General features: G+C 70.9%; 14 protein-coding genes, 1 tRNA gene and 1 rRNA gene. 4 read left to right on the top strand and 12 right to left on the bottom strand.

Annotated elements, in window-relative coordinates; all coding sequences use genetic code 11:
- Positions 1-21: 21 nt before the first annotated feature.
- The 3 genes from QMZ92_RS26635 to QMZ92_RS26625 all read left to right on the top strand — a co-directional run bounded on the left by QMZ92_RS26635 (position 22) and on the right by QMZ92_RS26625 (position 6,658).
- Positions 22-4,644: an ATP-dependent helicase gene (locus QMZ92_RS26635; RefSeq protein ID WP_283300042.1), complete on the top strand. Its 4,623-nt coding sequence runs from the start codon at positions 22-24 to the stop codon at positions 4,642-4,644.
- A 252-nt stretch (positions 4,645-4,896) separates the two neighbouring features.
- Positions 4,897-5,730 (top strand): Fpg/Nei family DNA glycosylase, encoded by an 834-nt coding sequence (locus tag QMZ92_RS26630; protein ID WP_283300041.1) that lies wholly within the window; start codon positions 4,897-4,899, stop codon positions 5,728-5,730.
- Positions 5,731-5,881: 151 nt separating this feature from the next.
- Complete coding sequence (locus tag QMZ92_RS26625) at positions 5,882-6,658, top strand: SDR family NAD(P)-dependent oxidoreductase (RefSeq protein WP_283300040.1); 777 nt, start codon at positions 5,882-5,884, stop codon at positions 6,656-6,658.
- Here the strand turns inward: QMZ92_RS26625 and QMZ92_RS26620 are convergent.
- The 10 genes from QMZ92_RS26620 to QMZ92_RS26575 all read right to left on the bottom strand — a co-directional run bounded on the left by QMZ92_RS26620 (position 6,606) and on the right by QMZ92_RS26575 (position 21,984).
- Complete coding sequence (locus tag QMZ92_RS26620; RefSeq protein WP_283300039.1) at positions 6,606-6,860, bottom strand: hypothetical protein; 255 nt, start codon at positions 6,858-6,860, stop codon at positions 6,606-6,608. The genes QMZ92_RS26625 and QMZ92_RS26620 overlap by 53 nt on opposite strands.
- Before the next feature lie 203 nt (positions 6,861-7,063).
- Entirely contained in the window at positions 7,064-7,534 is a 471-nt protein-coding gene (locus tag QMZ92_RS26615) for a Dps family protein (protein ID WP_283300038.1), read from the bottom strand.
- 120 nt (positions 7,535-7,654) lie between these two features.
- Positions 7,655-8,035 carry a helix-turn-helix domain-containing protein gene (locus QMZ92_RS26610; RefSeq protein ID WP_017949992.1) on the bottom strand — a complete coding sequence of 127 codons (381 nt, stop codon included), beginning with the start codon at positions 8,033-8,035 and terminating at the stop codon, positions 7,655-7,657.
- Positions 8,036-8,144: 109 nt separating this feature from the next.
- Positions 8,145-8,657 (bottom strand): CinA family protein, encoded by a 513-nt coding sequence (locus QMZ92_RS26605; RefSeq protein WP_283300036.1) that lies wholly within the window; start codon positions 8,655-8,657, stop codon positions 8,145-8,147.
- A 16-nt stretch (positions 8,658-8,673) separates the two neighbouring features.
- Positions 8,674-9,351: a CDP-diacylglycerol--glycerol-3-phosphate 3-phosphatidyltransferase gene (gene pgsA / locus QMZ92_RS26600; protein ID WP_283300035.1), complete on the bottom strand. Its 678-nt coding sequence runs from the start codon at positions 9,349-9,351 to the stop codon at positions 8,674-8,676.
- Positions 9,348-10,823, bottom strand: coding sequence for a 30S ribosomal protein S12 methylthiotransferase RimO (rimO, locus tag QMZ92_RS26595; RefSeq protein ID WP_283300034.1), 1,476 nt, complete (start codon positions 10,821-10,823; stop codon positions 9,348-9,350). The genes pgsA and rimO overlap by 4 nt, the downstream gene beginning before the upstream one ends.
- Positions 10,824-10,928: 105 nt before the next feature.
- On the bottom strand, positions 10,929-11,750 hold the full coding sequence (locus tag QMZ92_RS26590; protein WP_283300033.1) for a helix-turn-helix domain-containing protein: 822 nt from the start codon (positions 11,748-11,750) through the stop codon (positions 10,929-10,931).
- A gap of 187 nt (positions 11,751-11,937) precedes the next feature.
- A complete protein-coding gene (locus tag QMZ92_RS26585) occupies positions 11,938-14,709 on the bottom strand; it encodes a DNA translocase FtsK (RefSeq protein ID WP_283300032.1) in 2,772 nt (923 codons plus the stop codon).
- A 549-nt stretch (positions 14,710-15,258) separates the two neighbouring features.
- Positions 15,259-15,939 carry a response regulator gene (locus tag QMZ92_RS26580; protein WP_138052756.1) on the bottom strand — a complete coding sequence of 227 codons (681 nt, stop codon included), beginning with the start codon at positions 15,937-15,939 and terminating at the stop codon, positions 15,259-15,261.
- A 306-nt stretch (positions 15,940-16,245) separates the two neighbouring features.
- Positions 16,246-21,984 carry a HAMP domain-containing protein gene (locus QMZ92_RS26575; protein ID WP_502962146.1) on the bottom strand — a complete coding sequence of 1,913 codons (5,739 nt, stop codon included), beginning with the start codon at positions 21,982-21,984 and terminating at the stop codon, positions 16,246-16,248.
- Positions 21,985-22,391: 407 nt separating this feature from the next.
- Between QMZ92_RS26575 and QMZ92_RS26570 the strand changes: the two genes are divergently transcribed.
- On the top strand, positions 22,392-25,046 hold the full coding sequence (locus QMZ92_RS26570) for a SpoIIE family protein phosphatase (protein WP_283300030.1): 2,655 nt from the start codon (positions 22,392-22,394) through the stop codon (positions 25,044-25,046).
- A gap of 58 nt (positions 25,047-25,104) precedes the next feature.
- On the opposite strand, the gene QMZ92_RS26565 is transcribed toward QMZ92_RS26570, so the two are convergent.
- Both QMZ92_RS26565 and rrf read right to left on the bottom strand, forming a co-directional pair.
- Positions 25,105-25,177, bottom strand: a tRNA-Thr gene (locus tag QMZ92_RS26565).
- 233 nt (positions 25,178-25,410) lie between these two features.
- A 5S ribosomal RNA gene (gene rrf / locus QMZ92_RS26560) occupies positions 25,411-25,527 on the bottom strand.
- Between the last annotated feature and the right edge of the window lie 2 nt (positions 25,528-25,529).

Genomic DNA, 25,529 nt, shown 5'->3' with positions numbered 1-25,529 from the left:
GGGCGGTGCACGATGGGTGTCATGGCCGGCAGTGCACTCGACAGCTTCGCCCCCGCGACCCGCGGCTGGTTCAGGGGGGCTTTCAGCGCGCCCACCGCGGCCCAGGAGGGTGCGTGGCAGGCGATCGGCCGCGGCTCGGACGTGCTGGTCGTCGCCCCGACCGGTTCCGGCAAGACCCTCGCCGCGTTCCTGGCCGCCCTCGACGGTCTGACGTCCTCCCCACCGCCGGCGGACGTGAAGAAGCGCTGCCGCGTGCTCTACGTGTCGCCGCTCAAAGCCCTCGCGGTCGACGTCGAGCGCAATCTCCGCAGCCCGCTGACCGGCATCCGGCAGGAGGCCGTGCGGCTCGGGCTGCCCGAGCCCGAGGTGCGTGTCGGCATCCGGTCCGGTGACACACCCGCGGCCGAGCGGCGGGCGCTGGCGACCCGTCCGCCGGACATCCTGATCACCACCCCCGAGTCGCTGTTCCTGATGCTCACGTCGTCCACCCGCGAGGCGCTGAGCGGCATCGAGACGGTGATCGTGGACGAGGTGCACGCGGTCGCGGGCACCAAGCGCGGCGCGCACCTGGCGCTGTCCCTGGAGCGGCTGGACCAGGTGCTCCCCCGGCCGGCCCGGCGGATCGGCCTCTCGGCGACCGTCCGGCCGGTGGACGAGGTGGCGCGCTATCTGTCGCCGCGGCGCAGGGCGGAGATCGTCCAGCCGCCGTCCGGCAAGGAGTTCGACCTGTCCGTCGTCGTCCCGGTCGAGGACATGGGCGAGCTCGGCGGTTCCCCGGCATCCCAGCCGGACGGCCCCGGCGAGAAACCGTCGATCTGGCCTCAGGTGGAGGAGCGGATCGCCGATCTGGTGCAGGCGCACCGCTCGACGATCGTCTTCGCGAACTCCCGGCGTCTCGCGGAGCGGCTGTGCAACCGCCTCAACGAGATCGCGTACGAGCGGGCGCTGGGAGAGCCGCTGCCCGAGGGCGCACCGCCGGCGGAGATCATGGCGCAGTCCGGAGCGGCGCAGGGCGCGCCGCCGCTGCTCGCCCGCGCGCACCACGGCTCGGTCTCCAAGGAGCAGCGTGCCCTCGTCGAGGAGGACCTGAAGGCGGGCCGGCTACCCGCCGTCGTCGCGACGTCCAGCCTGGAGCTGGGTATCGACATGGGCGCGGTGGATCTGGTCGTCCAGGTCGAGTCCCCACCGTCGGTCGCCTCCGGTCTGCAGCGGGTCGGCCGCGCCGGGCATCAGGTGGGCGCGGTCTCCACGGGCGTCGTCTTCCCCAAGTACCGGGGAGATCTGGTCCAGGCCGCCGTCGTCACCGAGCGGATGCGCACGGGTTCGATCGAGTCGCTCCGCATCCCGGCCAATCCGCTGGACGTGCTGGCCCAGCAGCTGGTCGCCATGGTCGCCCTCGACACCTGGCAGTTCGACGACCTGCTGACCGTGGTGCGACGCGCCGCACCCTTCGCCTCGCTGCCGGAGTCGGCGTTCACAGCGGTGCTGGACATGCTGGCCGGACGGTATCCGTCCGATGCGTTCGCGGAGCTGCGCCCCCGTGTGGTGTGGGACCGGGTCGCCGGGACGGTCACGGGGCGTCCCGGAGCCCAGCGGCTCGCCGTCACCTCGGGCGGCACGATCCCGGACCGCGGGCTGTTCGGCGTGTTCCTGGCCGGGGCGGACCCCAAGAAGGGCGGCGGCCGGGTCGGCGAGCTCGACGAGGAGATGGTCTACGAGTCCCGGGTGGGCGACGTCTTCACGCTGGGCACGACCTCCTGGCGGATCGAGGACATCACCCGCGACCGGGTGCTCGTCTCCCCCGCGCCCGGGGTTCCCGGCCGGCTGCCGTTCTGGAAGGGCGACCAGCTGGGCCGGCCGCTCGAACTGGGCCGCGCGGTGGGCGCCTTCCTCCGCGAGGTCGGATCACTTCCCGAGGACGACGCCCGGTTGCGGCTGATGACCGCCGGCCTCGACGAGTGGGCCGCCGCGAACGTCCTGTCGTACCTCGACGAGCAGCGCCGGGCCTGCGGGCATGTGCCCGACGACCGCACGATCGTCGTCGAGCGGTTCCGTGACGAGCTGGGCGACTGGCGGGTCGTGGTGCACTCGCCGTTCGGTGCCCAGGTCCACGCCCCCTGGGCGCTGGCGCTGGGTGCACGCCTCTCCGAGCGGTACGGCATGGACGCCCAGGTCATGCACGCGGACGACGGGATCGTGCTGCGCCTCCCCGACGCCGAGCTGATGGGCCTGGACCTCCTGGACCAGGATCCGGTCCACCTCGACACCTCGTACGACGGTGACCAGGCTCCGGTCGCCGCCGCCGACACCCTTTTCGACAAGGGCGAGGTCGGCCAGATCGTCACCGACCAGGTGGGCGGATCCGCGCTGTTCGCCTCCCGCTTCCGTGAGTGCGCGGCACGCGCCCTGCTGCTGCCACGCCGCAACCCCGGCAAGCGGACGCCCCTGTGGCAGCAGCGTCAGCGCGCGGCCCAGCTGCTCCAGGTGGCCAGTGAGTTCGGCTCGTTCCCGATCGTCCTCGAGGCAGTGCGGGAGTGCCTCCAGGACGTGTTCGACGTCCCCGGGCTCGAGGAGCTGATGGGCGACATCGAGTCCCGCAAGGTGCGGCTGGTCGAGGTCACCACCCCCGAGCCGTCCCCCTTCGCCCGCTCCCTCCTCTTCGGCTATGTGGCCCAGTTCCTGTACGAGGGGGACTCCCCCCTCGCAGAGCGCCGGGCCGCCGCACTCTCGCTGGACTCCCGGCTGCTCGCCGAGTTGCTGGGCCAGGCGGAACTGCGCGAACTGCTCGACGCGGACGTCCTGAGCGAGCTGGAGCAGGAGCTCCAGTGGCTCACCGACGACCGCCGGGTCAAGGACGTGGAGGGCGTCGCGGACCTGCTGCGGGTGCTCGGGCCGCTCACGACCGAGGAGCTGGCCGGACGCGGCGCCGACCCCCACTGGCCCGAGGAGCTCGCCGGGACCCGCCGCGCCATCCGGGTACGGATCGCCGGTGCCGACCACTGGGCGGCGGTCGAGGACGCGGGGCGCCTCAGGGACGCACTGGGCACGGCACTCCCGGTGGGCGTCCCCGAGGCGTTCACGGAGCCGGTGAAGGATCCGCTCGGCGATCTGCTGGCCCGTTTCGCCCGCACACACGGGCCGTTCACCTCGTCGCAGGCGGCCGCACGGTTCGGGCTGGGCACGGCCGTCACGGACGGGGCTCTGCAGCGGCTGGCCGGAGACGGGCGGGTCGTCCAGGGCGAGTTCCATCCGTCGGGCATCGGTCAGGAGTGGTGCGACGCCGCGGTGCTGCGTCGGCTGCGGCGCCGTTCCCTCGCCGCGCTCCGCGAGGAACTGGAGCCGGTGCCACCCGCCGCGCTCGCGACGTTCCTGCCCCAGTGGCAGCACCTGGGGAACAACAGCCTCCGCGGCATCGACGGGCTTGCCCGGGCCGTCGAGCAGCTCCAGGGCGCCCCCGTGCCCGCCTCCGCGCTGGAGAAGGTGATCCTCCCGTCCCGGGTGGTCGGGTACTCACCGGGCATGCTCGACGAGCTGACCACGACGGGCGAGGTGGTGTGGGCCGGAGCCGGAGCGCTGCCCGGCAAGGACGGCTGGGTCTCGCTCTATCTCGCGGACACCGCCCCGCTGCTGCTGCCGCAACCCCACCCGCTGGAGCCGGCGGCACTGCACGAGTCGGTGCTCTCGGCCCTCTCCGGAGGCTACGGCCTGTTCTTCCGACAGATCGCGGACCGGGTGCGGGCGACGACGCATCCCGAGGCCACCGACCCCGAGCTGGCCGATGCCCTGTGGGACCTGGCCTGGTCGGGCCGGCTCACCAACGACACCCTGGCGCCGCTGCGCTCGCTGCTGGGCTCCGGCCGCACGGCGGGTTCCACGGCCCACCGCGCCCGGCGCACGGTGCCGCGCGGACGGTACGGCTCGTTGACGGCGGCCGCCAGAACCGCGTCGCGAAGCGGTCCGCCCACCGTCTCCGGACGCTGGTCCCTGATTCCCGGGCAGGAACCCGACCCCACGCACCGCGCCCACGCCCTGGCCCGTACGCTGCTGGACCGCCATGGCGTCGTCACCCGGGGCGCGGTCGCCGCGGAGGGTGTGGAGGGCGGTTTCTCGGCGACGTACCGCATCCTGTCCGCCTTCGAGGACAGCGGGCAGGCCCGGCGCGGCTACGTCGTCGAAGGACTCGGGGCCGCCCAGTTCGCGATGGACGGTGCGGTGGACCGGCTGAGGGCCGCGGCCGGCGCCCGCGAGCGCGCCGACGGACACACCGCTCCGCGTGCGTTGGTCCTGGCGGCCGCCGACCCGGCCAACGCGTACGGGGCGGCGCTGTCCTGGCCCGAGCCGCCCGACGGCGCGAGCCACAAACCGGGCCGCAAGGCGGGGTCACTCGTCGTACTGGTCGACGGGGAGCTCACGCTCTACATGGAGCGCGGCGGGAAGACCCTGCTGTCCTGGCCCGCCGATCCGGATGCTCCGGCACTTCGTGCGGCGGCGGAGGCTCTCGCCGAAGCGGGCAGGGCGGGGATGCTCGGCACGATCACGGTCGAGCGGATCAACGGCGCGGCGGCACTGACCTCGCCGCTCGCCCGCCCGCTGGAGGAGACCGGCTTCCACGCCACTCCCCGCGGCCTGCGCATACGGGCCTGACACCGGATACGGACACCGCGGCGGACCGGGTCGCCACGGCCGCCTGCCCAGGGGGCTCCGACCCGCGCACAAAGACGGCCAAGGGCGGACGGACCCGCCGGGCTCCCCCGTCGGCGTGCACCGTCCACGCGCACGACGAGAGCGCCCGGTCTTGCTCCCGGCCCGCCGGGGCCGCCCGCTCGGGCGGCCGGCACAAGCGCAGGCCCATGACGCCGCGGCGTCGCCGTGACCCCCGTCGCGCATCATGGAGACATGCCCGAAGGAGACACCGTCTGGCTGACCGCCCGGAAGCTGCACGCCGCCCTGGCCGGACGGACGCTGACCCTCTCCGACCTCAGGGTGCCCCGGTTCGCCACCGCTGATCTCACCGGCCGGGAGGTGCTGGACGTCACGGCCCGGGGCAAGCATCTGCTCACACGCATCGAGGGCGGGCTCACCCTCCACTCCCACCTGCGGATGGACGGCTCCTGGCGCGTCTTCGACGCAGGCGAGCGCTGGCGCGGCGGACCGAACCACCAGATCCGGGCCGTCCTCGCCAATGCCGACCGCACGGCCGTCGGCTACCGCCTTCCCGTGCTGGAACTGCTGCGCACACGGGACGAGGACCGGGCCGTGGGCCATCTCGGCCCGGATCTGCTGGGCTCCGACTGGGATCCGGGGACGGCCGTGCGCAACCTGCTCGCCGACCCCGCGCGCCCGATCGGCGAGGCACTCCTCGACCAGCGCAACCTTGCGGGAATCGGCAACGTCTACAAATCGGAGCTGGCCTTCCTCGCCCGGGTCACTCCGTGGCTCCCGATCGGCGACCTGCCCTCGGGCGTTCCCGAGCGCCTCGTCACCACGGCCCGGCGGCTGCTGGAGCTCAACAAGGACACCTTCGACCGGCGCACCACGCCCGGCGGAAACGCCGACGGTCCCGGGGACGACCGGCGCCGTAGCCCGCTGCGTCCGGGCGAGCAGCGCCTGTTCGTGTACGGGCGCCAAGGCCATCCGTGTCTGCGCTGCGGTACCGCGATCCGCGGGGCCGGCCGGGACGACCGGGTCTCCTACTGGTGCCCGGGCTGCCAGTCCGGGCCCACACCCTGACGGCACGCCACCGCCCTCACCTGGTGACTCCCCACCACCGCCCCGCCGCCCGCGCGGGGCGCCCGGTGCCGCCCGAGAACGCCACCGCACGCACGGTCCCACACCAGGCAGCGAATTGACGGACCGTCAGGAACGGTCGTACCGTCCCGGCATGCCCGTCACCGCGTACGACCTCACCGGCCGCACCGCGTTCGTCACCGGTGCCGCGAGCGGCATCGGCCGCGCCACCGCCGTTCTGCTCGCCGAGGCGGGTGCCACCGTGCACTGTGCGGACGTGGCCGAGAAGGACCTCACCCAGACCCTTACGGCGATCGAGGACGCGGGCGGCACGGCACACCCCCACGTCGTCGACGTGAGCGACCGCGCCGCGCTCGACACGGCGATGGCGGCCGCCGTCTCGACCTCCGGCCCCCCGCACGTTCTGGCCGCCGTCGCCGGCATCATGCACTCCAGCCCGGTCCTGGAGACCAGGGAAGAGGACCTCGACCGGGTCCTCGCGGTCAACTTCAAGGGCGTTCTGTACGCCTGCCAGGCCGCCGCCCGCTCGATGATCGACGCCGGTGTGCCGGGATCGATCATCACCATGGCGTCCGGTGCCGTCGACGCCGCGAATCCGGGCCTGCTCTGCTACAGCGCCGCCAAGGCGGCCGTCGTCCAGCTCACCAAGACCCTCGCCGCCGAACTCGGCGGGCATGCGATCCGGGTCAACGCCGTCGCGCCGGGCTGGGTGCGCACCCCCATGACGGACCGCCACGACGCCGACTCGCAACGGCGGGCGGAGGCGGCCATGGCCAGGATCTCACCGCTCGGCCGGGTCGGTGAGCCCGCGGACATCGCCCATGCGGTACTGCACCTCGCCTCCGACGCGTCGTCGTTCACGACGGGCCAGATCCTCCGGCCGAACGGGGGCGTCGCGATGCCGTGGTAGCCGTGGTCGTTCCCCCGGCCCTATCGGCGCCCCCGGACCGCGACGCAACATGCACCGGCAACAGGCTGAGCCCCCACCCGCCTGCCGCCACTGCCCCCTCGACGAGTCCCGCGTGCTCCGGCACCAGCGCCAGCCGCAGCACGGCCCACCACCACAGAGCGCCCAGTGCGAGCGCCGGCAGCAGGACCCATCGCCTCACCATGGCCGCCTCCTCCGGTCGACGCTAGACCGGACCGATCACGCGGCGGGAGGGCGCACCGGTTGCACACACGGCGCGCCCGCAGCGTATGCGCCAGACGTCCCAGAGGTCCGTGCTCCGGACCGTGCGCCCGCGCATCCGCCCCGTCGTGATGTTCCGTCCGGCCGCGGCGGCGGCCCCGGAGGAGGCTCCGGGTATACCCACGGCTAGACGCTCTCCGCCTGGAACATCCACGCGTGCTTCTCGAGGTCGGCCGTGAGCGAGATGAGGATGTCCTGACTCACCGGATCCGGCTCGTCCGTGGCCTGGATGCGCTCACGCATCCGCTCGATCACCGCGATCAGCGACTTCACCATGGTGCTGACCACGTCGGTGTCCTTGATCCAGCCGTCCGGGACCTTGCCGAGGGCACTGGCCGAGGCGACGGTCGAGGCACGGCCGTCGGGTGCGACCCCGATGGCGGAGGCGCGCTCGGCCACGACGTCGGAGTGCTGCCGCGCCGTGGCCACGACCTCGTCCAGCTGGAGGTGAACGGAGCGGAAGCGAGGCCCGACGACGTTCCAGTGGACCTGCTTGGCCACGAGCCCCAGATCAATCAGGTCGACCAGCGCGCCCTGCAGGGCCTCGCCGGTGATCTTGCGCGCGTCCTCGGGCAGCGGGCTCTTCACCGCAGACATAGCGACCTCCGTTCGGTGACACCGTTCTCCACCATGGCATAGATGGAACAAAACGGTTATTCGGGGAAATAAGAGAAGCCCCGGTCGGGTACCCACCCGACCGGGGCTCACACGTGGAGATCAGGCGGCGACGACGTCCACCGCTTCCGCCGGTGCCTTGATCGTCACCCGTTCCGTCGGCACGCCCGCGACCGATGTCACGGACACGGAATTGAGCGGCCGCACCGGCGCCGACACCGGCTCGCTCGCCGCTGCCGACTCGGCCAGCTCGGCGAGCGACAGCTCGTCGCTCACTTCCCGCATGAGCTCGGACATCCGTACGTCAAGCGCGTCGCAGATCGCGGAGAGCAGTTCGGAGGAAGCCTCCTTCTGCCCCCGCTCCACCTCGGAGAGATAGCCGAGAGAGACTCGGGCGGACGAGGAGACTTCGCGCAGAGTACGGCCCTGGCGCTGGCGCTGCCGACGCAGCACGTCACCCAGCAGGCGACGGAGCAGAATCATCGGTGGCTCCCTCCTCGGACCGCGTAGCCGCATCCTTCACGCCCCACCGTACCGCCTCGCGCTGCGGCCGTGCGGGGAGCGATGTCGTGTTCACTCAGGGCTGCAAACATCAATTCCCCCCGTTCTGTTCCGTATCCTGTGCCCGCCCCTTACCCGCGAGTTCGCCGGCGAGCAGTCCCAGCACGCTCCGGACACTCTCTCTACGGATTTCCGAGCGGCCGCCGTTCAATCTCAGCCGCGCCACTTTCCGGGTGCCGCGGGGGCCCACGACCGCGACGAACACCGTGCCCACGGGCTGCCCGTCCTGGGGGTCGGGCCCCGCGACACCGGTGGTCGCGATGCCCCAGGCGGCCTCCATCCGGGCCCGCACGCCCGCGGCCATCTGGGCCGCGACCTCCGGGTGCACCGCGCCGTACTCGGCGAGCAGGGCCCCGTCGACCCCCAGGAGATCCCGCTTGAGGCCGGTCGCGTAGGCCGTCACGGAGCCCAGGAAGCTCTTCGACGCTCCGGGAACGGAGGTCAGCTCCGCGGCCACGAGTCCGCCCGTCAGGGACTCCGCCACAGCGAGGGTCTCACCGTGTTCCCCGAGAAGGGCGAGCACCTCGGCGGCACTGCTGCTCATCGCGGCGACCCCGCACTCATCGAGAGGACTCCGCGCGGTCCCGCCCGGCGGACCGCTCGGCCGCGAGGCCCCGACGCCGCAGGACCACCGCCTGACGCACGTAGTCCAGCCCCGTCACGACGGTCAGGAGGACCGCCGCGGCCATCACCCACCAGCGCAGCGTGGCCAGCGGCCCGGTCAGCACGAGCACGTACATGCCGACCGCGGTGCCCTGCGCCAGGGTCTTCAGCTTGCCGCCGCGGCTTGCCGGGATCACTCCGTGGCGGATCACCCAGAAGCGCATCAGGGTGATCCCCAGCTCGCGGAAGAGGATCACTCCGGTCACCCACCAGGGCAGATCCCCGAGCCCCGACAGACAGATCAGGCCGGCGGCCATGATCGCCTTGTCGGCGATCGGGTCCGCGATCTTCCCGAAGTCCGTGACCAGGTTGTACGTACGCGCCAGATGCCCGTCGAAAACGTCGGTGATCATGGCGACGGCGAAGGCCGCCCAGGCCCAGGCCCGCCAGACCGGGTCGTGTCCGCCGTCCATGAGCAGCAGCACCACGAACCCGGGGACGAGCAGCAGCCGCACCATGGTGAGGATGTTGGCGATGTTCCACAGGCTGGCCTGGTCGACGGCCGCAGCGCCCAGCTTCCCGCCGGGCGCCGGCCTTCCGGTCCCGCCCGCTGCGGATGCCGGCGCTCCGGTCATCTGCCCGCCTCCTCACGACACTCCGAAACCACGTCGGCCATGAGGTCGACGCCCTCCGTACCGACGACCTTTGCTTCGACCATACGTCCGGGTGCCAACCCGACGGCACTCGTGAAGACCACCTGCCCGTCGGTCTCGGGCGCCTGGTGCGCGGCACGGCCCACGGCGCCGTCCTCGTCGTCCACGGACTCGACGAGTACGTGCAGGGTCTCCCCCATACGCTCCTCGGCCCGCTGGGCGGTCAGCTCCTCGGCGAGCCGGGACAGATGTGCCAGGCGCGCGTCGACGACGTCCTGGTCGAGCTTGCGCTCGTAGCCGGCGGCCTCGGTGCCCTCCTCGTCGGAGTAGCCGAAGACGCCGATGGCGTCGAGCCTCGCCTCGGTGAGGAAGCGCTCCAGCTCGGCGAAGTCCGCCTCGCCCTCGCCCGGGAACCCGACGATGAAATTGGACCGCACACCGGCCTCCGGGGCCTTGCCGCGGATGGTCTCCAGCAGCTCCAGGAACCGCTCGGTGTCGCCGAAACGCCGCATGGCGCGGAGCACGCCGGGGGCGCTGTGCTGGAACGAGAGATCGAAATAGGGTGCGACCTTCTCGGTGGACGTCAGGACGTCGATCAGCCCGGGGCGCATCTCGGCGGGCTGCAGATAGCTGACCCGCACCCGCTCGATGCCGTCGACGGCCGCGAGCTCGGGCAGCAGCGTCTCCAGGAGCCGGATGTCGCCGAGGTCCTTGCCGTACGAGGTGTTGTTCTCGGAGACCAGCATGATCTCCTTCACCCCCTGTTCGGCGAGCCAGCGGGTCTCACCCAGGACGTCGCTCGGCCGCCGGGAGACGAAGGACCCGCGGAAGGACGGGATCGCGCAGAACGAGCAGCGCCGGTCGCAGCCGGAGGCGAGCTTCACCGAGGCGACCGGACTGGTGTCGAGCCTGCGGCGGAGGGGGGCGCGCGGCCCGGAGGCGGGCGCCAGGCCCTCGGGGAGGTCGGCGGGCGCGTCCTGCGGGGCCTGGGCGTGCCCGGGGAGGGCCACTTCGGCGCCCTGGCGGTCCGCCGGGCTGATCGGCAGCAGCTTGCGGCGGTCGCGCGGCGTGTGGGACGCGTGGATGCCGCCGCTCAGGATGGTCCGGAGGCGGTCGGAGATGTCGGCGTAGTCGTCGAAGCCCAGCACGCCGTCGGCCTCGGGCAGGGCCTCGGCGAGTTCCTTGCCGTAGCGCTCGGCCATGCAGCCGACCGCGACGACGGCCTGCGTCTTCCCGTGGTCCTTGAGGTCGTTGGCCTCGAGCAGGGCGTCGACGGAGTCCTTCTTGGCGGCTTCGACGAAGCCGCAGGTGTTGACGACCGCGACATCCGCGTCGGCGGCTTCCTCGACGAGCTCCCAGCCGTCCGCTGCCAGGCGGCCTGCGAGCTCCTCCGAGTCCACCTCGTTACGGGCGCAGCCAAGAGTGACAAGGGCGACGGTACGGCGTTCGGGCATGGGCTCAAGACTACTTTGTCCTGGCCCACGCCCGGTCCGCGAGGGTTGCCGCCCGGGGTACGGGCGGTGGATGGTCGATATCCGGCCGGTTCCGGCCCTTCCGGATCAGCCGGCCTCGGGGTCGCCCTTGGCGTAGGACAGCCGCTCGACCTGGCCGTTCTCGAACCTGTCCTCGATCTTCTTGCCGTTCACGAACAGCTCGATCGCGCCGGCGTTGCCGAGAATGAGGTCCAGCCGCTCGTCGTCCTGGAAGGTCTTGGACTCACCCGCGAGGAGCAGTCCGTCGAAGAGCAGCTTGCCGTTGGCGGACTTGGCGGAGATCCAGCTCTTGTCGTCGACCGCCGTCAGTTTCACCGTCACCTTGTCCTGCGGGACGGCGGCGATCGCGCTCTCGGAGGCGTCGGGCTTGGGCGCCACCGGCTTGGCCGAGGGCGGCTTGGGGCTGGTCTTCTCGGGCGCGGAGCCCTCGGCGACCTGCTTGGTGCCGTTGGTGCCGTCGGAGCCGCCGAAGAGGGTGAAGCCGACGAAACCGATGACGGCGACGATCGCCGCCACCATCGCGGCGGTCCAGTTGGGGCGCCTGCGCTCGGGGCGGATACGTTCCGCCTCGAAGAGCGGGGCCGCCGGGGTCGGTGAGGGACGGCCGCCGTGCTCGGCGTCGTACCGCGCGACGAGAGGGTCCGGATCCAGCCCCACGGCGCGCGCCAGTGTCCTGATGTGCCCGCGCGCGTACACATCGCCACCGCAGCGCGAGAAGTCGTCCTGCTCGATCGCCTGCACGATGGGGACGCGCACACGGGTGGAAGTACTGACCTCGTCGACGGTCAGGCCTGCGTCGGTGCGCGCCTGCTGGAGCGAGCGACCGATCGAAGGCCCGTCGTCTTCGAGAGAAGGACGGGCGTCTTCGGGGGAGTTGCCGATGGACACGGGGGCGCCTTTCGAGCGTGTAGCCACCTGCTGGAGGTTCAGTCTATGGGTGGTACGAAAGGGTGGGGCAACCGGGCGGATGCAGTTTGTACGCCATCGGAATGGCCGGACAGCGGGAGCACGGGGCATGTCCCGCCCTCCATCCAACTTGACGCACGACCAAGGGAAACGGTTGCCCCGCCCTCCCTTACGAATCAGACTCCCCACGGATCACCGCGAGCACTCCATCCAGCTCATCGGGTTTCACGAGAACATCACGCGCCTTGGAGCCCTCGCTGGGGCCCACGATGTTCCTGGACTCCATGAGGTCCATGAGCCGGCCGGCCTTGGCGAAGCCGACCCGGAGCTTGCGCTGGAGCATGGACGTCGACCCGAACTGGGTGGTGACCACCAGCTCCGCGGCCTGGCAGAGGAGGTCGAGGTCGTCGCCGATGTCCTCGTCGATCTCCTTCTTCTGCTTCGTCCCGACGACCACGTCGTCCCGGAAGACGGGGGCCATCTGCTCCTTGCAGTGCCGGACGACTGCCGCGACCTCCTCCTCCGTCACGAAGGCGCCCTGCATACGGGTGGGCTTGCCGGCCCCCATGGGCAGGAACAGGCCGTCGCCCTTGCCGATCAGCTTCTCCGCGCCCGGCTGGTCCAGGATGACCCGGCTGTCGGCGAGGGAAGAGGTGGCGAAGGCGAGCCGCGAGGGCACATTGGCCTTGATCAGCCCGGTGACGACGTCGACCGAGGGCCGCTGGGTGGCCAGGACCAGATGGATGCCGGCGGCGCGGGCCAGCTGGGTGATCCGGACGATGGCGTCCTCGACGTCGCGCGGGGCGACCATCATCAGGTCCGCGAGCTCGTCGACGATCACCAGGAGGTACGGATAGGGCTGGAGCTCGCGCTCGCTGCCCTCGGGTGCCTTGACGCGGCCGCCGCGCACGGCACGGTTGAAGTCGTCGATGTGCCGGAAGCCGTACGCGGCCAGGTCGTCGTAGCGCAGGTCCATCTCGCGCACGACCCACTGCAGGGCCTCGGCGGCCCGCTTGGGGTTGGTGATGATCGGCGTGATCAGGTGCGGGATGCCCTCGTAGGCCGTGAGCTCGACCCGCTTGGGGTCGACGAGGACCATCCGGACGTCCTCCGGAGTGGCCCGCATCATCACGGAGGTGATCAGGCAGTTGATGCAGGAGGACTTTCCGGAGCCGGTGGCGCCCGCGACCAGGATGTGCGGCATCTTCGCCAGGTTGGCCATGACGTAGCCGCCCTCGACGTCCTTGCCGAGCGCGACCAGCATCGGGTGGTCGTCCTCGGCCGCGTCCGCCAGTCGGAGCACGTCGCCGAGATTGACCATCTCCCGGTCGGTGTTCGGGATCTCGATGCCGACGGCGGACTTGCCGGGGATCGGCGAGATGATCCGCACGTCCGGGCTCGCGACGGCATAGGCGATGTTCTTGGTCAGCGCGGTGATCCGCTCGACCTTCACCGCGGGGCCGAGCTCGACCTCGTAGCGGGTGACCGTCGGACCGCGGGTGAATCCGGTGACCGCCGCGTCGACCTTGAACTCCGTGAAGACGTTCGTGAGTGCGGCGACGATCACGTCGTTGGCGGCGCTGCGGCTCTTGCCCGGTCCGCCGCGCTCCAGCAGGTCCAGCGAGGGCAGCCCGTAGGTGATGTCCCCGGAGAGCTGCAGTTGCTCGGCCCGCGGGGGGAGGGGTTGCGACTCGGGAGCGGGCTTGGTCAGGTCGGGCACGGAACCCGACGGGGACTGCCTCTCCTCCGCGGTGGGCGGAGCGGCCGAGGACCGCTCGGTCCGCGCACCGGGCAGCGGCCCGGCGGCGCGCTCCCGGTCGGCGGTGAGGTCGCGGGTCAGACCAGCAACGACGGGTGACGGCGGCATGCCGTTGAGGACGGCCCCGTCCAGGGCCGCCGCGGCGGCCGCGGCGACGTCGACCGCGTCCATCGGCCGTCCGGCGTCCGGCTGCGCGGAGGGCCCGCGGCGTCGGCGCCGGGACAGCGCCGCCTCCTCCGCCCTGTCGGCGTCGTACACCTCGCCGTCGCGGCGCGCGGGGGTGCGGGGGCGCGCCGGCCGCGCCTCGCGCCACTCGTCGTACTCTCCCGGCTCCCCGGTGTCGTCCTCACCGGGCTCGTGCGGCGCCTCCAGGATCCCGAGCCGGACCCCGAGCCGGCGCGTCCGCTGTGGGATGGCGTTGACCGGCGTGGCGGTGACGACGAGCAGACCGAAGACCGTGAGCAGTACCAGCAGCGGTACGGCGAGGACCTCGGTCATCATGAAGACCAGCGGCTTGGAGGCGGCCCAGCCGATCAGACCGCCCGCGTCCTGCATGGCCTCGGCGCCGTCCTCGCGCCCCGGTGAACCGCAGGCGATGTGGACCTGGCCGAGCACGCCGACGACGAGGGCGGTCAGCCCGATGACGATCCGGCCGTTGGCATCGGGCCGCTCGGGATAGAGGATCAGCCGTACGGCGACCGCGACGAGCAGTATCGGCACGAGCAGGTCGAGCCGGCCGAACGCGCCGGTGACGAGCATCTCGACGAGATCGCCCACCGGGCCGCGCAGACTGGACCAGGTGCCCGCGGCGACGATCAGCGAGAGGGCCAGCAGCAGCAGCGCGAGCCCGTCCTTGCGGTGCACCGGATCGAGCCCCTTGGCGCCGCGTCCTATGCCGCGGAGCATGGCGCCGAGGGCGTGGGCGACACCGAGCCACACGGCACGGATCAGCCACAGCACGCCCCCGGTGGGATTCGGTGCGGGCCTGGGCGCGGTCTTCTTCGCCGCGGACTTGCGTGCGGGTGCCTTCTTGGCGGGGACGCGTTTGCCTGCCGCGGGCGTCTTCGCCGCGGTCTTCTTGGCGGACGCCGCCTTCTTCGCGGCGCCGGTCGTACGGCCGGCGCGCGGCTTCGCGGTGCCCGCCGTGCCCTGGGAACCCTTGCCGGACGTACGTGAGGCCATGATGGTGAGGTTACCGGTGCGACAGGCGGGGCACACGCGTGACCACCGGTTCACCCGTTCGTGTCGGCCCGGCCGAGCCCGGAAGCTGACGCCCAATCAGTGGGCGGGCGCCTGCCCGAGCTTCGCCGTGTTGCGGAACACCCGCCCGGCCCACTCTTCGGGCGGTCAGCGCCGGTTGCGCAACGACCTGGTGCCGTGTCGGGCGGGGTTCGCCCGTCGAGCGGCGGCAGCCGGTGCAATGGATCTCCCCGGCCCTCCGGCCGAGGCGAGGGACGGCAAGGCACCGCATCGACCTCGTCGTGGGCCCACTCGGTTGACTCGGCAACGCCGCGAGCGGCCGTGCCGGGCGTCGCAACGGGACGGGACGAACGCTGTCTGACGCGGCACCATGGGCTGTCCCGCAACCCCCGGTGGGCGCGCGAGGCACCTACGGCGCCTCGCTGCGTTGTCGAATCATCCGAGTACACCCAGTACGAGGACGACTCCCCGCCTTGCGATGCACCGCATCCGACGCCGCGCCCCGATCCCCCAGGGACTGCGGGACAGCCCTCAACTCTGGGACGGAAGCGTCGGCGAACCGGTGCCCGCACCCGGCTCCAGGGCGTCCAGCGCCCTGCGCAGTCCGGTGAGTTTGCGCTCGAGGTGGGCCGCCGTGGCGACGGCCGCAGCGTCCGCTGACTCGTCGTCCAGTTGCTTGGAGAGCGCCTCGGCCTGCTCCTCAACCGCCGCGAGCCGCGCTGACAGTTCGGCGAGGAGGCCCGCCGGCTCCTTGGCCTCGCCCGCGCCTTGTCCGCCGCCCTCCAACTGGAGACGGAGCAGAGCCGCCTGCTCCCTCAGCTGACAGTTCTTCATGTAGAGCTCGACGAAGACGGAGACCTTCGCCCGGAGCACCCAGGGGTCGAACGGCTTGGAGATGTAGTCCACCGCGCCCGCGGCGTAACCGCGGAAGGTGTGGTGCGGGCCGTGGTTGATCGCCGTCAGGAAGATGATCGGGATGTCTCTGGTCCGTTCGCGGCGCTTGATGTGCGCAGCGGTCTCGAATCCGTCCATTCCCGGCATCTGGACGTCCAGCAGAATGACCGCGAAATCGTCCGTCAGCAGCGCTTTGAGCGCTTCTTCCCCTGACGATGCCCGCACCAGCGTCTGATCGAGCGCAGAGAGGATGGCCTCCAGCGCCAGCAGATTCTCCGGCCGGTCATCGACCAGGAGGATCTTGGCCTTCTGCACCATGCCTCGCCCTCCTCGCCCCGGCTTGGGGTCTCCCCAGCTCGATGAGCCGGGGGAAACACCGGGCGCCGCCCCGAGGGACGACTCCCTTGCGCCGCCCGTCCTTGTGCCGGTCATGGTAGCCGCACCCCGCCCGTCGCCACACCCTGTCACCGCGATGTCACTGTGCACATAGCAGAAACGCGGTGGGAGTCGAGAAGGTTCCCCGGATCCCGCCCCCTCACACGCCTGTGGACACAGTCAGTCAGCAATTCAGAAGAATCCGCACGGTCCGCAATCAGACTGTGATGTGCACGCAGGCAACCATCGTCACTTTCCGCGCATCCACTCCTCCATCACGGAGAGAAGATGATCGGGGTCGACCGGCTTCGTGACGTAGTCGGAAGCGCCCGACTCGATCGCCTTCTCCCGGTCGCCCTTCATCGCCTTAGCCGTGAGCGCGATGATCGGCAGCCCGGCGAACTGCGGCATCCTGCGGATCGCCGTCGTCGTGGCGTAGCCGTCCATCTCGGGCATCATGATGTCCATCAGTACGACCGTCACATCGTCGTGCTGCTCCAGGACTTCGATCCCCTCCCGCCCGTTCTCCGCGTACAGCACGGACAGGCCGTGCTGCTCCAGCACGCTGGTGAGCGCGAAGACGTTGCGGATGTCGTCGTCGACGATCAGCACCTTCTCGCTGTGGAACTCGTAGGTGCGGCGCGGCTCCGGCCCCGGCTCCTGCGGGGACTGCCCCGTCCAGGACTCCTGCGCGGAACCCGAAGCGGCCGTGGGCTGCCCGGGCAGGGCGTGCCGCAGGTCCATGGCCCCCAGCGCCTTCCGGCGGCGCCGGAAGAGCGTGCCGGGGGCGTTGTTCGCCTCCCCGGCCGCCGACCGCTCCTGCGCCCCCGGCGGCAGCCCGGACGCCGACGCGTCGTCCATCGCGGGTGCCGACGTCTCGGAGCCGGGCACGAGCTGCGGGTAGCCCTGCGGCGGCAGTTCACTGGGGTGCAGCGGCAGGTACAGCGTGAACGTCGAGCCGCGGCCCGGCTCGCTCGCCGCGTGGATCTCGCCGCCGAGCAGCCGCGCGATCTCCCGGCTGATCGACAGCCCCAGGCCCGTACCGCCGTACTTGCGGCTGGTCGTGCCGTCGGCCTGCTTGAACGCCTCGAAGATCACCCGCATCTTGCTGGCCGCGATGCCGATGCCGGTGTCGGTGACCGAGAAGGCGATCAGGTCCCCGTCGGCGTCGCGCAGCGAACCCGCCTCCAGCAACTGCTCGCGGATCGACTGCGGCACATCGGCGTTCGCCGGCCTGATCACCAGCTCCACCGCGCCGGTGTCGGTGAACTTCACCGCGTTCGACAGCAGATTGCGCAGGACCTGCAGCAGCCGCTGCTCGTCCGTGTGGAGCGTCGCGGGCAGCTCCGGCGACACCCGGACCGAGAAGTCGAGCCCCTTCTCCGCCGTGAGCGGCCGGAACGTCGCCTCCACGTAGTCGACGAGCTGGACCAGGGCGATCCGGGTCGGGCTGACGTCCATCTTGCCCGCCTCGACCTTCGACAGATCGAGGATGTCGTTGATGAGCTGCAGCAGGTCCGATCCGGCCCCGTGGATCGTCTCGGCGAACTCCACCTGCTTCGGCGTGAGGTTGGTGTCCGCGTTGTCCGCCAGCAGCTTGGCGAGGATCAGCAGGGAGTTGAGCGGGGTCCGCAGCTCGTGCGACATGTTCGCCAGGAACTCGGACTTGTAGCGCATGGAGACCGCGAGCTGCTCCGCGCGCTCCTCCAGCACCTGCCGGGCCTCCTCGATCTCGGTGTTCTTCACCTCGATGTCGCGGTTCTGCCGGGCCAGCAGCTCGGCCTTCTCCTCCAGTTCGGCGTTGGAGGACTGCAGTGCCTTCTGCCGGTTCTCCAGCTCCTCCGAACGCTCCCGCAGCTGCTCGGTCAGCTCCTGCGACTGCTTGAGCAGCACCTCGGTCTTGGTGTTGACGCTGATGGTGTTGACGCTGGTGGCGATCATCTCGGCGATCTGGTTCAGGAAGTCGCGCTGGATCTGGGTGAACGGCTGGAACGACGCCAGCTCGATCACACCGAGCACCTTCCCCTCGAACAGCACCGGCAGCACGATCACATGCGCCGGCGAGGCCTCGCCCAGCCCCGACGAGATCTTCAGATACCCCGGCGGCACGTTGACCTGGATCGTCCGCTTCTCCTCGGCCGCCGTGCCGATCAGGGTCTCCCCCGGCCGGAACGACGTGGGCATCAACCCGGCCGAGTAGCCGTAACTGGCGCGCATCACCAGCTCGTACACGCTCTCGCCGCCCGGGGCCAGCTCGTCCCCGCCGCCCGTCGGCATGGCCAGGAAAAACGCGCCGTGCTGCGCCGAGACCACCGGCGTGAGCTCGCTCATGATCAGCGAGGCGACGTCGTCCAGGTCCCGCCGGCCCTGCATCAGACCGGAGATTCGGGCCAGGTTGCCCTTCAGCCAGTCCTGCTCCTCATTGGCGAGGGTGGTGTCGCGCAGGTTGGCGATCATCGTGTTGATGTTGTCCTGCAGGACCTGGATCTCACCGGCCGCGTCCACGTCGATCTTGAGGTTGAGGTCGCCCCGGGTCACCGCGGTGGCGACGGCCGCGATCGCGCGCACCTGCCGGGTCAGGTTCCCGGCCATCTCGTTCACGGACTCCGTCAGGTCCCGCCAGGTGCCGTCGACGTCCCGGACCCGCGCCTGGCCACCGAGCANCACCTGCCGGGTCAGGTTCCCGGCCATCTCGTTCACGGACTCCGTCAGGTCCCGCCAGGTGCCGTCGACGTCCCGGACCCGCGCCTGGCCACCGAGCATGCCGTCCGTGCCCACCTCACGGGCCACCCGCGTGACCTCCTCGGCGAAGGACGACAGCTGGTCGACCATCGTGTTGATGGTGTCCTTGAGGTCCTGGATCTCACCGCGGGCGTCGATGTCGATCTTCTTGGTGAGGTCGCCCTTGGCGATGGCCGTGGTCACCGTCGCGATCTGGCGCACCTGACCGGTCAGGTTGGACGCCATCGAGTTCACGGACTCGGTGAGGTCCTTCCAGGTGCCCGCGACGCCCGGCACCCGGGCCTGGCCGCCCAGGATGCCCTCCGTACCCACCTCACGGGCCACCCGCGTGACCTCCGCCGCGAACGACGACAGGGTCGTCACCATCGTGTTCACGGTGTCGGCGAGTTCGGCGACCTCGCCGCGCGCCTCGACCGTCACCTTCTTGGTCAGGTCGCCGTTGGCGACCGCGGAGGACACCCTGGAGATGTTCCGCACCTGACTGGTCAGGTTGTTGGCCATCAGGTTGACGTTGTCGCTGAGGTCCTTCCAGATGCCGGTGACACCCCGTACCCGGGCCTGACCCCCCAGGATGCCCTCCGTACCCACCTCACGGGCCACCCGCGTGACCTCGTCGGCGAAGTTCGAGAGCTGGTCCACCATCGTGTTGACGGTCGTGACCAGCTCCAGGATCTCGCCCTTGGCGTCGACCGTGATCTTCTTCGACAGATCGCCCTTGGCGACCGCCGTCGTCACCTCGGCGATGTTCCGCACCTGACTGGTGAGGTTGTTCGCCATGAAGTTGACGGACTGGGTGAGGTCCTTCCAGGTGCCGGAGACTCCCTGCACCTCGGCCTGGCCACCCAGGATGCCCTCGGTGCCCACCTCACGGGCCACCCGGGTCACCTGCTCCGCGAAGTTCGAGAGCTGGTCCACCATCGTGTTGAGGGTGTTCTTCAGCTCCAGGATCTCGCCGCGCGCGTCCACGTCGATCTTCTGCGACAGATCGCCGCGCGCCACCGCCGTGGCGACCTGGGCGATGTTGCGGACCTGGGCCGTGAGGTTCCCGGCCATGCCGTTCACGGAGTCGGTCAGGTCACGCCACACCCCGGCCACTCCGGGAACCTGCGCCTGACCGCCGAGCCGCCCGTCCGTGCCCACCTCGCGGGCGACCCTCGTCACCTGCTCCGCGAACGCCGACAGCTGGTCCACCATCGTGTTGATGGTGTTCTTCAGCTCCAGGATCTCGCCGCGCGCGTCCACGTCGATCTTCTGCGACAGGTCACCGCGCGCCACCGCCGTCGTCACCTGGGCGATCTGGCGCACCTGCGAGGTCAGATTGCCGGCCATGAAGTTGACGGAGTCGGTGAGCTCCTTCCAGGTGCCCGAGACTCCGTCGACCCGCGCCTGACCGCCGAGCCGGCCCTCCGTACCCACGTCCCGGGCCATGCGCGTCACCTGGTCGGCGAACGAGGACAGCTGCGCCACCATGGTGTTGACGGTGTTCTTCAACTCCAGCATCTCGCCGGCCACGTCGACGGTGACCTTCTGCGACAGGTCGCCGTTCGCGACCGCCGTCGTCACCTGCGCGATGTCCCGCACCTGGCCGGTGAGGTTGCGGAACGCCGTGTTCACCGAGTCGGTCAGGTCCTTCCACGTACCGGCCGCACCCGGCACCTCGGCCTGACCACCCAGCCGGCCCTCGACTCCGACCTCCCGCGCCACCCGGGTCACTTCGGAACCGAACGACTGGAGCTGGTCCACCATGGTGTTGACGGTGTTCTTCAACTCCAGCATCTCGCCGGCCACGTCGACGGTGACCTTCTGCGACAGGTCGCCGTTCGCGACCGCCGTCGTCACCTGCGCGATGTCCCGCACCTGGCCGGTGAGGTTGCGGAACGCCGTGTTCACCGAGTCGGTCAGGTCCTTCCACGTACCGGCCGCACCCGGCACCTCGGCCTGACCACCCAGCCGGCCCTCGACTCCGACCTCCCGCGCCACCCGGGTCACTTCGGAACCGAACGACTGGAGCTGGTCCACCATGGTGTTGACGGTGTTCTTCAACTCCAGCATCTCGCCGGCCACGTCGACGGTGACCTTCTGCGACAGGTCGCCGTTCGCGACCGCCGTCGTCACCTGCGCGATGTCCCGCACCTGGGTGGTGAGATTGCGGAAGACGGTGTTGACCGAGTCGGTCAGGTCCTTCCACGTGCCGGCCGCACCCGGCACCTGCGCCTGGCCGCCGAGCAGACCCTCGGCACCGACCTCGCTCGCCACCCGGGTCACTTCGTCCGCGAACGTCCGAAGTGTCTCGGTCATCTGATTGATGGTCTCGGCGAGCTGGGCGACCTCGCCGCGCGCGCTCACCGTGACCTTCTGCGACAGGTCGCCGTTCGCGACGGCCGTCGTGACCTCGGCGATGCCCCGCACCTGCGAGGTGAGATTGCCCGCCATCGTATTGACGGAGTCGGTCAGGTCCTTCCACACCCCGGCGACGCCCGGCACGACCGCCTGGCCGCCGAGCTCGCCCTCCGTGCCCACCTCACGGGCGACCCGGGTCACCTCGGAGGAGAACGAGGACAGCTGGTCCACCATCGTGTTGACGGTGTTCTTCAGCTGGAGCATCTCGCCCGCGACATGCACGGTGACCTTGCGCGAGAGGTCACCCTTGGCGACCGCCGTCGTCACGAGAGCGATATCACGCACCTGAGCCGTCAGCCGGTACGCCATCGTGTTGACGGAATCCGTGAGATCTTTCCATGAACCGGACATACCTCGCACCTGGGCCTGCCCGCCGAGTTTGCCCTCGGTACCGACCTCGAGTGCGACCCGCGTCACTTCGTCGGTGAACGCGGACAGCTGGTCCACGAGGTTGTTCACCGTGCGCGCGACCTTGAGGAACTCTCCGCGCAGCGGCCGCACCGCCCCGTCCGAGCCGTCCTCCGCGTGCGACCGGAGCTCCATGCGCTGCTCCAGATCGCCCTCCGCGACCGCCGACAGCACGCGGCCAACCTCGGACACCGGGCGCGCAAGGTCGTCCACCAACTCGTTGGACGCCTCGATCGCGGCGGCCCAGGAGCCCTCGCAGGCGCCGGGATCCAGCCGTTCCGTGAGCTTTCCCTCACGGCCGACGACACGCCGGACCCGCGCGAGCTCTCCGGTGAGATGCAGATTGCGGTCCGCGACCTCGTTGAAGACGGCCGCGATCTCGGCCATGACGCCGTCGCCCGAGACCGTCAGCCGCTTGCGGAAGTTCCCGTCCCGCATGGCCGACAGGGCCGCCAGGAGCCGGTTCAGAGCCGCGGTGTCCACCGCGGTCGTTCCCCCGCGTGACTGATTCCTCCGGGACTGTCCGCCTTGTGCGCGCGTGCCGGCGCCACGCGCCGTTGCACCAGACTCCACCGTGTCCCTCCCGCGGGGGTTGACCATGTTGCTCAGGCTGTCTCAGGAAGCTTGCCCAGTGTTTCACCGCGGCCGAACCAGGCCATAACAGTTCGGCAGCTTCGCATAGCGTCCCCACCCCTAGAAGGCGGAAACGGCGGTGACCGGCATCCGCTCGGACAGCGAAGGTAAGTAACCTGGCATCCGGCTGTCCAACCGCCCCGGTCGCCCGGCGGGGGGCGGCATGGCGCAAGGACTACCAGACCGGGCACCGGGAGGGGCGGACATCGACCATGGCCGAGCCTGGCGTCGAGACGCGTACGAGGAGTTCCGAGATCACCGCACGGGCGGCTGCCAGCTTCGAACCGGTGGGCCGGTCGGTGGCCACGGCGCGCGCGTTCGTCCGCGACACCCTCCAGGGCTGGGGGCATTCCGACGTCGTCGACGACGCCGTCGTCCTCACCAGTGAGCTCGTCACCAACGCGGTGATCCACGCCGGCACCGCCGCGGAGGTGCTCTGCCTGCGCACCGGGGAGGGCGTACGGGTCGAGGTCGCCGACCGCTATCCGGAACGCGAGATCCCGATGCAGGGCGGCACCAGGGCCGTCGTCCACCCGGACCGGGAGAACGGGCGCGGACTGCTGCTCTGCGCCGCGCTCGCCTCGCGCTGGGGCGTCGAGTACGCACCGACCCACAAGCACGTCTGGTTCCAACTCGACCTGCCGCAGCGCGCGGTGGGCACCCGCTCCGCCGGTCCGGTCCTTCCGCCCGATCTGCTTCCCGTGGCCGACGAACGCGTCCGCGTGGCGGTGCTCCAGATCGACCGCAACGGCACGATCGGCTCCTGGAACGACGACGCCGAGCACCTCTTCGGGTACGCGGCCGACCAGGTGCTGGGCAAGCCCCTCGGCGACTTCGCCGCCTGGCCGCACACCCCGGGAACCGGCACCGGCCTCGCAGAGGCGCTCCAGCTCTCCCGCTGGGAGGGCAGCTACGGCATCCGCGGCACGGACGGCCGCGTCGTTCCCGTATACGCCTCCCACCTCCGCGTACGAGACACCCAGGGCGAGGCGTCCACCGTCTGCCTCCTGGTGCGCGACTACGAGCGGGCCGTGCTCCAGACGCCGACGCGCGCACCCGCCGCGGACGGCGCTCGCCACGACAACCGCAACGCCGATCCCTTCGAGGTCTTCATCGGCTCCCCGGCGCCCGACGACCTCGACGGCCTCCTCCAGCGCACGGTCGAACGCGCCCGCGACATGCTCGACGGTGACGCCGCGTTCCTGCTGCTGGCCACCGACGACGAGACGGAGCTCGAGGTACGGGCCAGCACCGGACTCCCCTCGGCCCGCCAGCGCTTCGCCCGGGTCCCGGTCGAGGCCGGCACGGGACGCTACGGCTCGGCCCGTATGCCCGCCGTCCACGAGGACCTCACCGCGGTCCCCGGGGCCATCCCCCTCCTCAGCGGCACCGGCATGCGCTCCGTGGTCACCGTCCCGCTCAAGGTCGAGGGCCGGCTCACCGGCTCCCTGGGCGTCGCCGCCGAGGCCTCGGGCCGCTACTCAAACGAGGAGGCGCTGCGCCTGCAGTTCGCCGCCGACCGCATCGCCCTCGCCGTCGAGTCAGCGCGCCTGGGCGAGCTGGAGAGGTTGCGCCGGGGATCCCTCAGCTTCCTCGTCGAGGCCTCGGACCTGCTGGCCGGCACCCTCGACCGCGACCAGACCCTGGCGCTGATGGCCCAGATGACAGTACCGACGCTCGCCACCTGGTGTGCCGTGTACACGATCTCCGACCAGTCCTCCGAGCCGTACCTCTCGTACGTCCTGCACGAGGACGAGGAGCGCATCGACGGCCTCAAGGCCCTGCTTGCCAAGATCGACCCGCCGGACCCGGTCCCCACGCCCGGTGCGCGGGTGTGGACCGCCCCGGCCGAGGCCGCGCACCAGGCCGCGCTGCGCACCTCCATGCGTGAACTCGGCCTCGGCGCCGCCCATGTGTCGTCGGGCATCGGCACGACCCTGGCCACGGCCTCCGCGGTCGGCGGCGAGACCGTGGTCCTCCCCCTCGTCGCCCGGAACCGCGTCATCGGCATGCTGACGCTCGGCAAGCCGTCCGACGACCACTTCCGCCAGGAGATCCTCGAACTCGCCGAGGACCTGTCCCGCCGGGCCGCCCTCGCCCTGGACAACGCCAGGCTCTACTCGGAGCGCACGGCCATCAGCCAGTCGCTGCAGCGCAGTCTGCTGCCGCCGGGCCTGCCCCAGGTGCCGGGTGTGGAGGTGGAGGTCATCTACCGCGCAGCCGGCGAGGGCAACGAGGTCGGCGGAGACTTCTACGACCTCTTCCCGATCCGCGACGGGGCGTACGGCTTCGCCATCGGTGACGTCTGCGGAACGGGCCCGGAGGCCGCCGCGGTCACCGGTCTGGCCCGGCACGCCCTGCGCCTGCTCGCCCGGGAGGGCTTCGGCGGTCCGGCGGTGCTGGAGCGGCTCAACGCGGCGATCCTCGACGAAGGCGCCCGCAGCCGCTTCCTCACACTGCTCTACGGTGAGCTCTGGCCCCAGGAGGACGGTTCGGCACTCCTGAAGGTCGTCTGCGCCGGACACCCGCTGCCGCTGCGGCTGCGCCAGGACGGCTCCGTGGAGCCCGCCGCCGAACCACAGCCGCTGCTGGGCGTGATGGACGACCTGGAACTGTACGAGCAGACCGTCACCCTCGACCCGGGGGACGTCCTCCTCTGTGTCACGGACGGTGTCACGGAACGCCGTGAGGGCACACGCATGCTCGGCGACGACGGTCTCACCGACGTTCTGACGACGTGTACGGGCCTGACGGCCGGCGCGGTCGCGGCACGCGTTCTCCGCGCTGTCGAGCGCTTCGCTGCCGAGCCCGCCTCGGACGACATGGCGATCCTCGCGATGCGCGTCCCGGAGCCCCACGCGAGCTGACGGAAGCGCACATACGAAGAAGGCCCCCGCCGTGAGGCGGGGGCCTTCTTCCGTTCGGAGCCCCCAAACGGAATCGAACCGTTGACCTTCTCCTTACCATGGAGACGCTCTACCGACTGAGCTATAGGGGCCTGTTGCTCTTCGCGGTCTCCCGCTCGGCAACGCAGTGAAGCATACCCCGAACTGACGTGTGCTCCTAATCGACCTCGGGTGGGCCCCTGAGTATGTGTCAGCGATTGCAGGGCGTCCTCGTCGCCGGCCGGAGGGCCGACTCCGGATGTGCGGGGACACGGTGTGGGAGTGGCAGAACGCAAAAAAAGCCTCAACCCCCGAGTTTCCACTCGGGGGTTGAGGCCCAAAATTTGTTCGGCGGTGTCCTACTCTCCCACAGGGTCCCCCCTGCAGTACCATCGGCGCTGAAAGGCTTAGCTTCCGGGTTCGGAATGTAACCGGGCGTTTCCCTAACGCTATGACCACCGAAAC

Source organism: Streptomyces sp. HNM0645, from assembly GCF_030056615.1.
Lineage (GTDB): Bacteria > Actinomycetota > Actinomycetes > Streptomycetales > Streptomycetaceae > Streptomyces > Streptomyces marianii.
This window is presented reverse-complemented; position numbering and strand designations above follow the sequence as displayed.

What these genes read in the sequence shown, in the direction of transcription:
- QMZ92_RS26580 (WP_138052756.1), bottom strand. Translation starts at nt 15,939, where the DNA reads ATGGTGCAGAAGGCCAAGATCCTCCTGGTCGATGACCGGCCGGAGAAT.
- QMZ92_RS26610 (WP_017949992.1), bottom strand. Translation starts at nt 8,035, where the DNA reads ATGATTCTGCTCCGTCGCCTGCTGGGTGACGTGCTGCGTCGGCAGCGC.
- QMZ92_RS26605 (WP_283300036.1), bottom strand. Translation starts at nt 8,657, where the DNA reads ATGAGCAGCAGTGCCGCCGAGGTGCTCGCCCTTCTCGGGGAACACGGT.
- rimO (WP_283300034.1), bottom strand. Translation starts at nt 10,823, where the DNA reads ATGCCCGAACGCCGTACCGTCGCCCTTGTCACTCTTGGCTGCGCCCGT.
- pgsA (WP_283300035.1), bottom strand. Translation starts at nt 9,351, where the DNA reads ATGACCGGAGCGCCGGCATCCGCAGCGGGCGGGACCGGAAGGCCGGCG.
- QMZ92_RS26615 (WP_283300038.1), bottom strand. Translation starts at nt 7,534, where the DNA reads ATGTCTGCGGTGAAGAGCCCGCTGCCCGAGGACGCGCGCAAGATCACC.
- QMZ92_RS26585 (WP_283300032.1), bottom strand. Translation starts at nt 14,709, where the DNA reads ATGGCCTCACGTACGTCCGGCAAGGGTTCCCAGGGCACGGCGGGCACC.
- QMZ92_RS26635 (WP_283300042.1), top strand. Translation starts at nt 22, where the DNA reads ATGGCCGGCAGTGCACTCGACAGCTTCGCCCCCGCGACCCGCGGCTGG.
- QMZ92_RS26570 (WP_283300030.1), top strand. Translation starts at nt 22,392, where the DNA reads ATGGCCGAGCCTGGCGTCGAGACGCGTACGAGGAGTTCCGAGATCACC.
- QMZ92_RS26625 (WP_283300040.1), top strand. Translation starts at nt 5,882, where the DNA reads ATGCCCGTCACCGCGTACGACCTCACCGGCCGCACCGCGTTCGTCACC.
- QMZ92_RS26630 (WP_283300041.1), top strand. Translation starts at nt 4,897, where the DNA reads ATGCCCGAAGGAGACACCGTCTGGCTGACCGCCCGGAAGCTGCACGCC.
- QMZ92_RS26620 (WP_283300039.1), bottom strand. Translation starts at nt 6,860, where the DNA reads ATGGTGAGGCGATGGGTCCTGCTGCCGGCGCTCGCACTGGGCGCTCTG.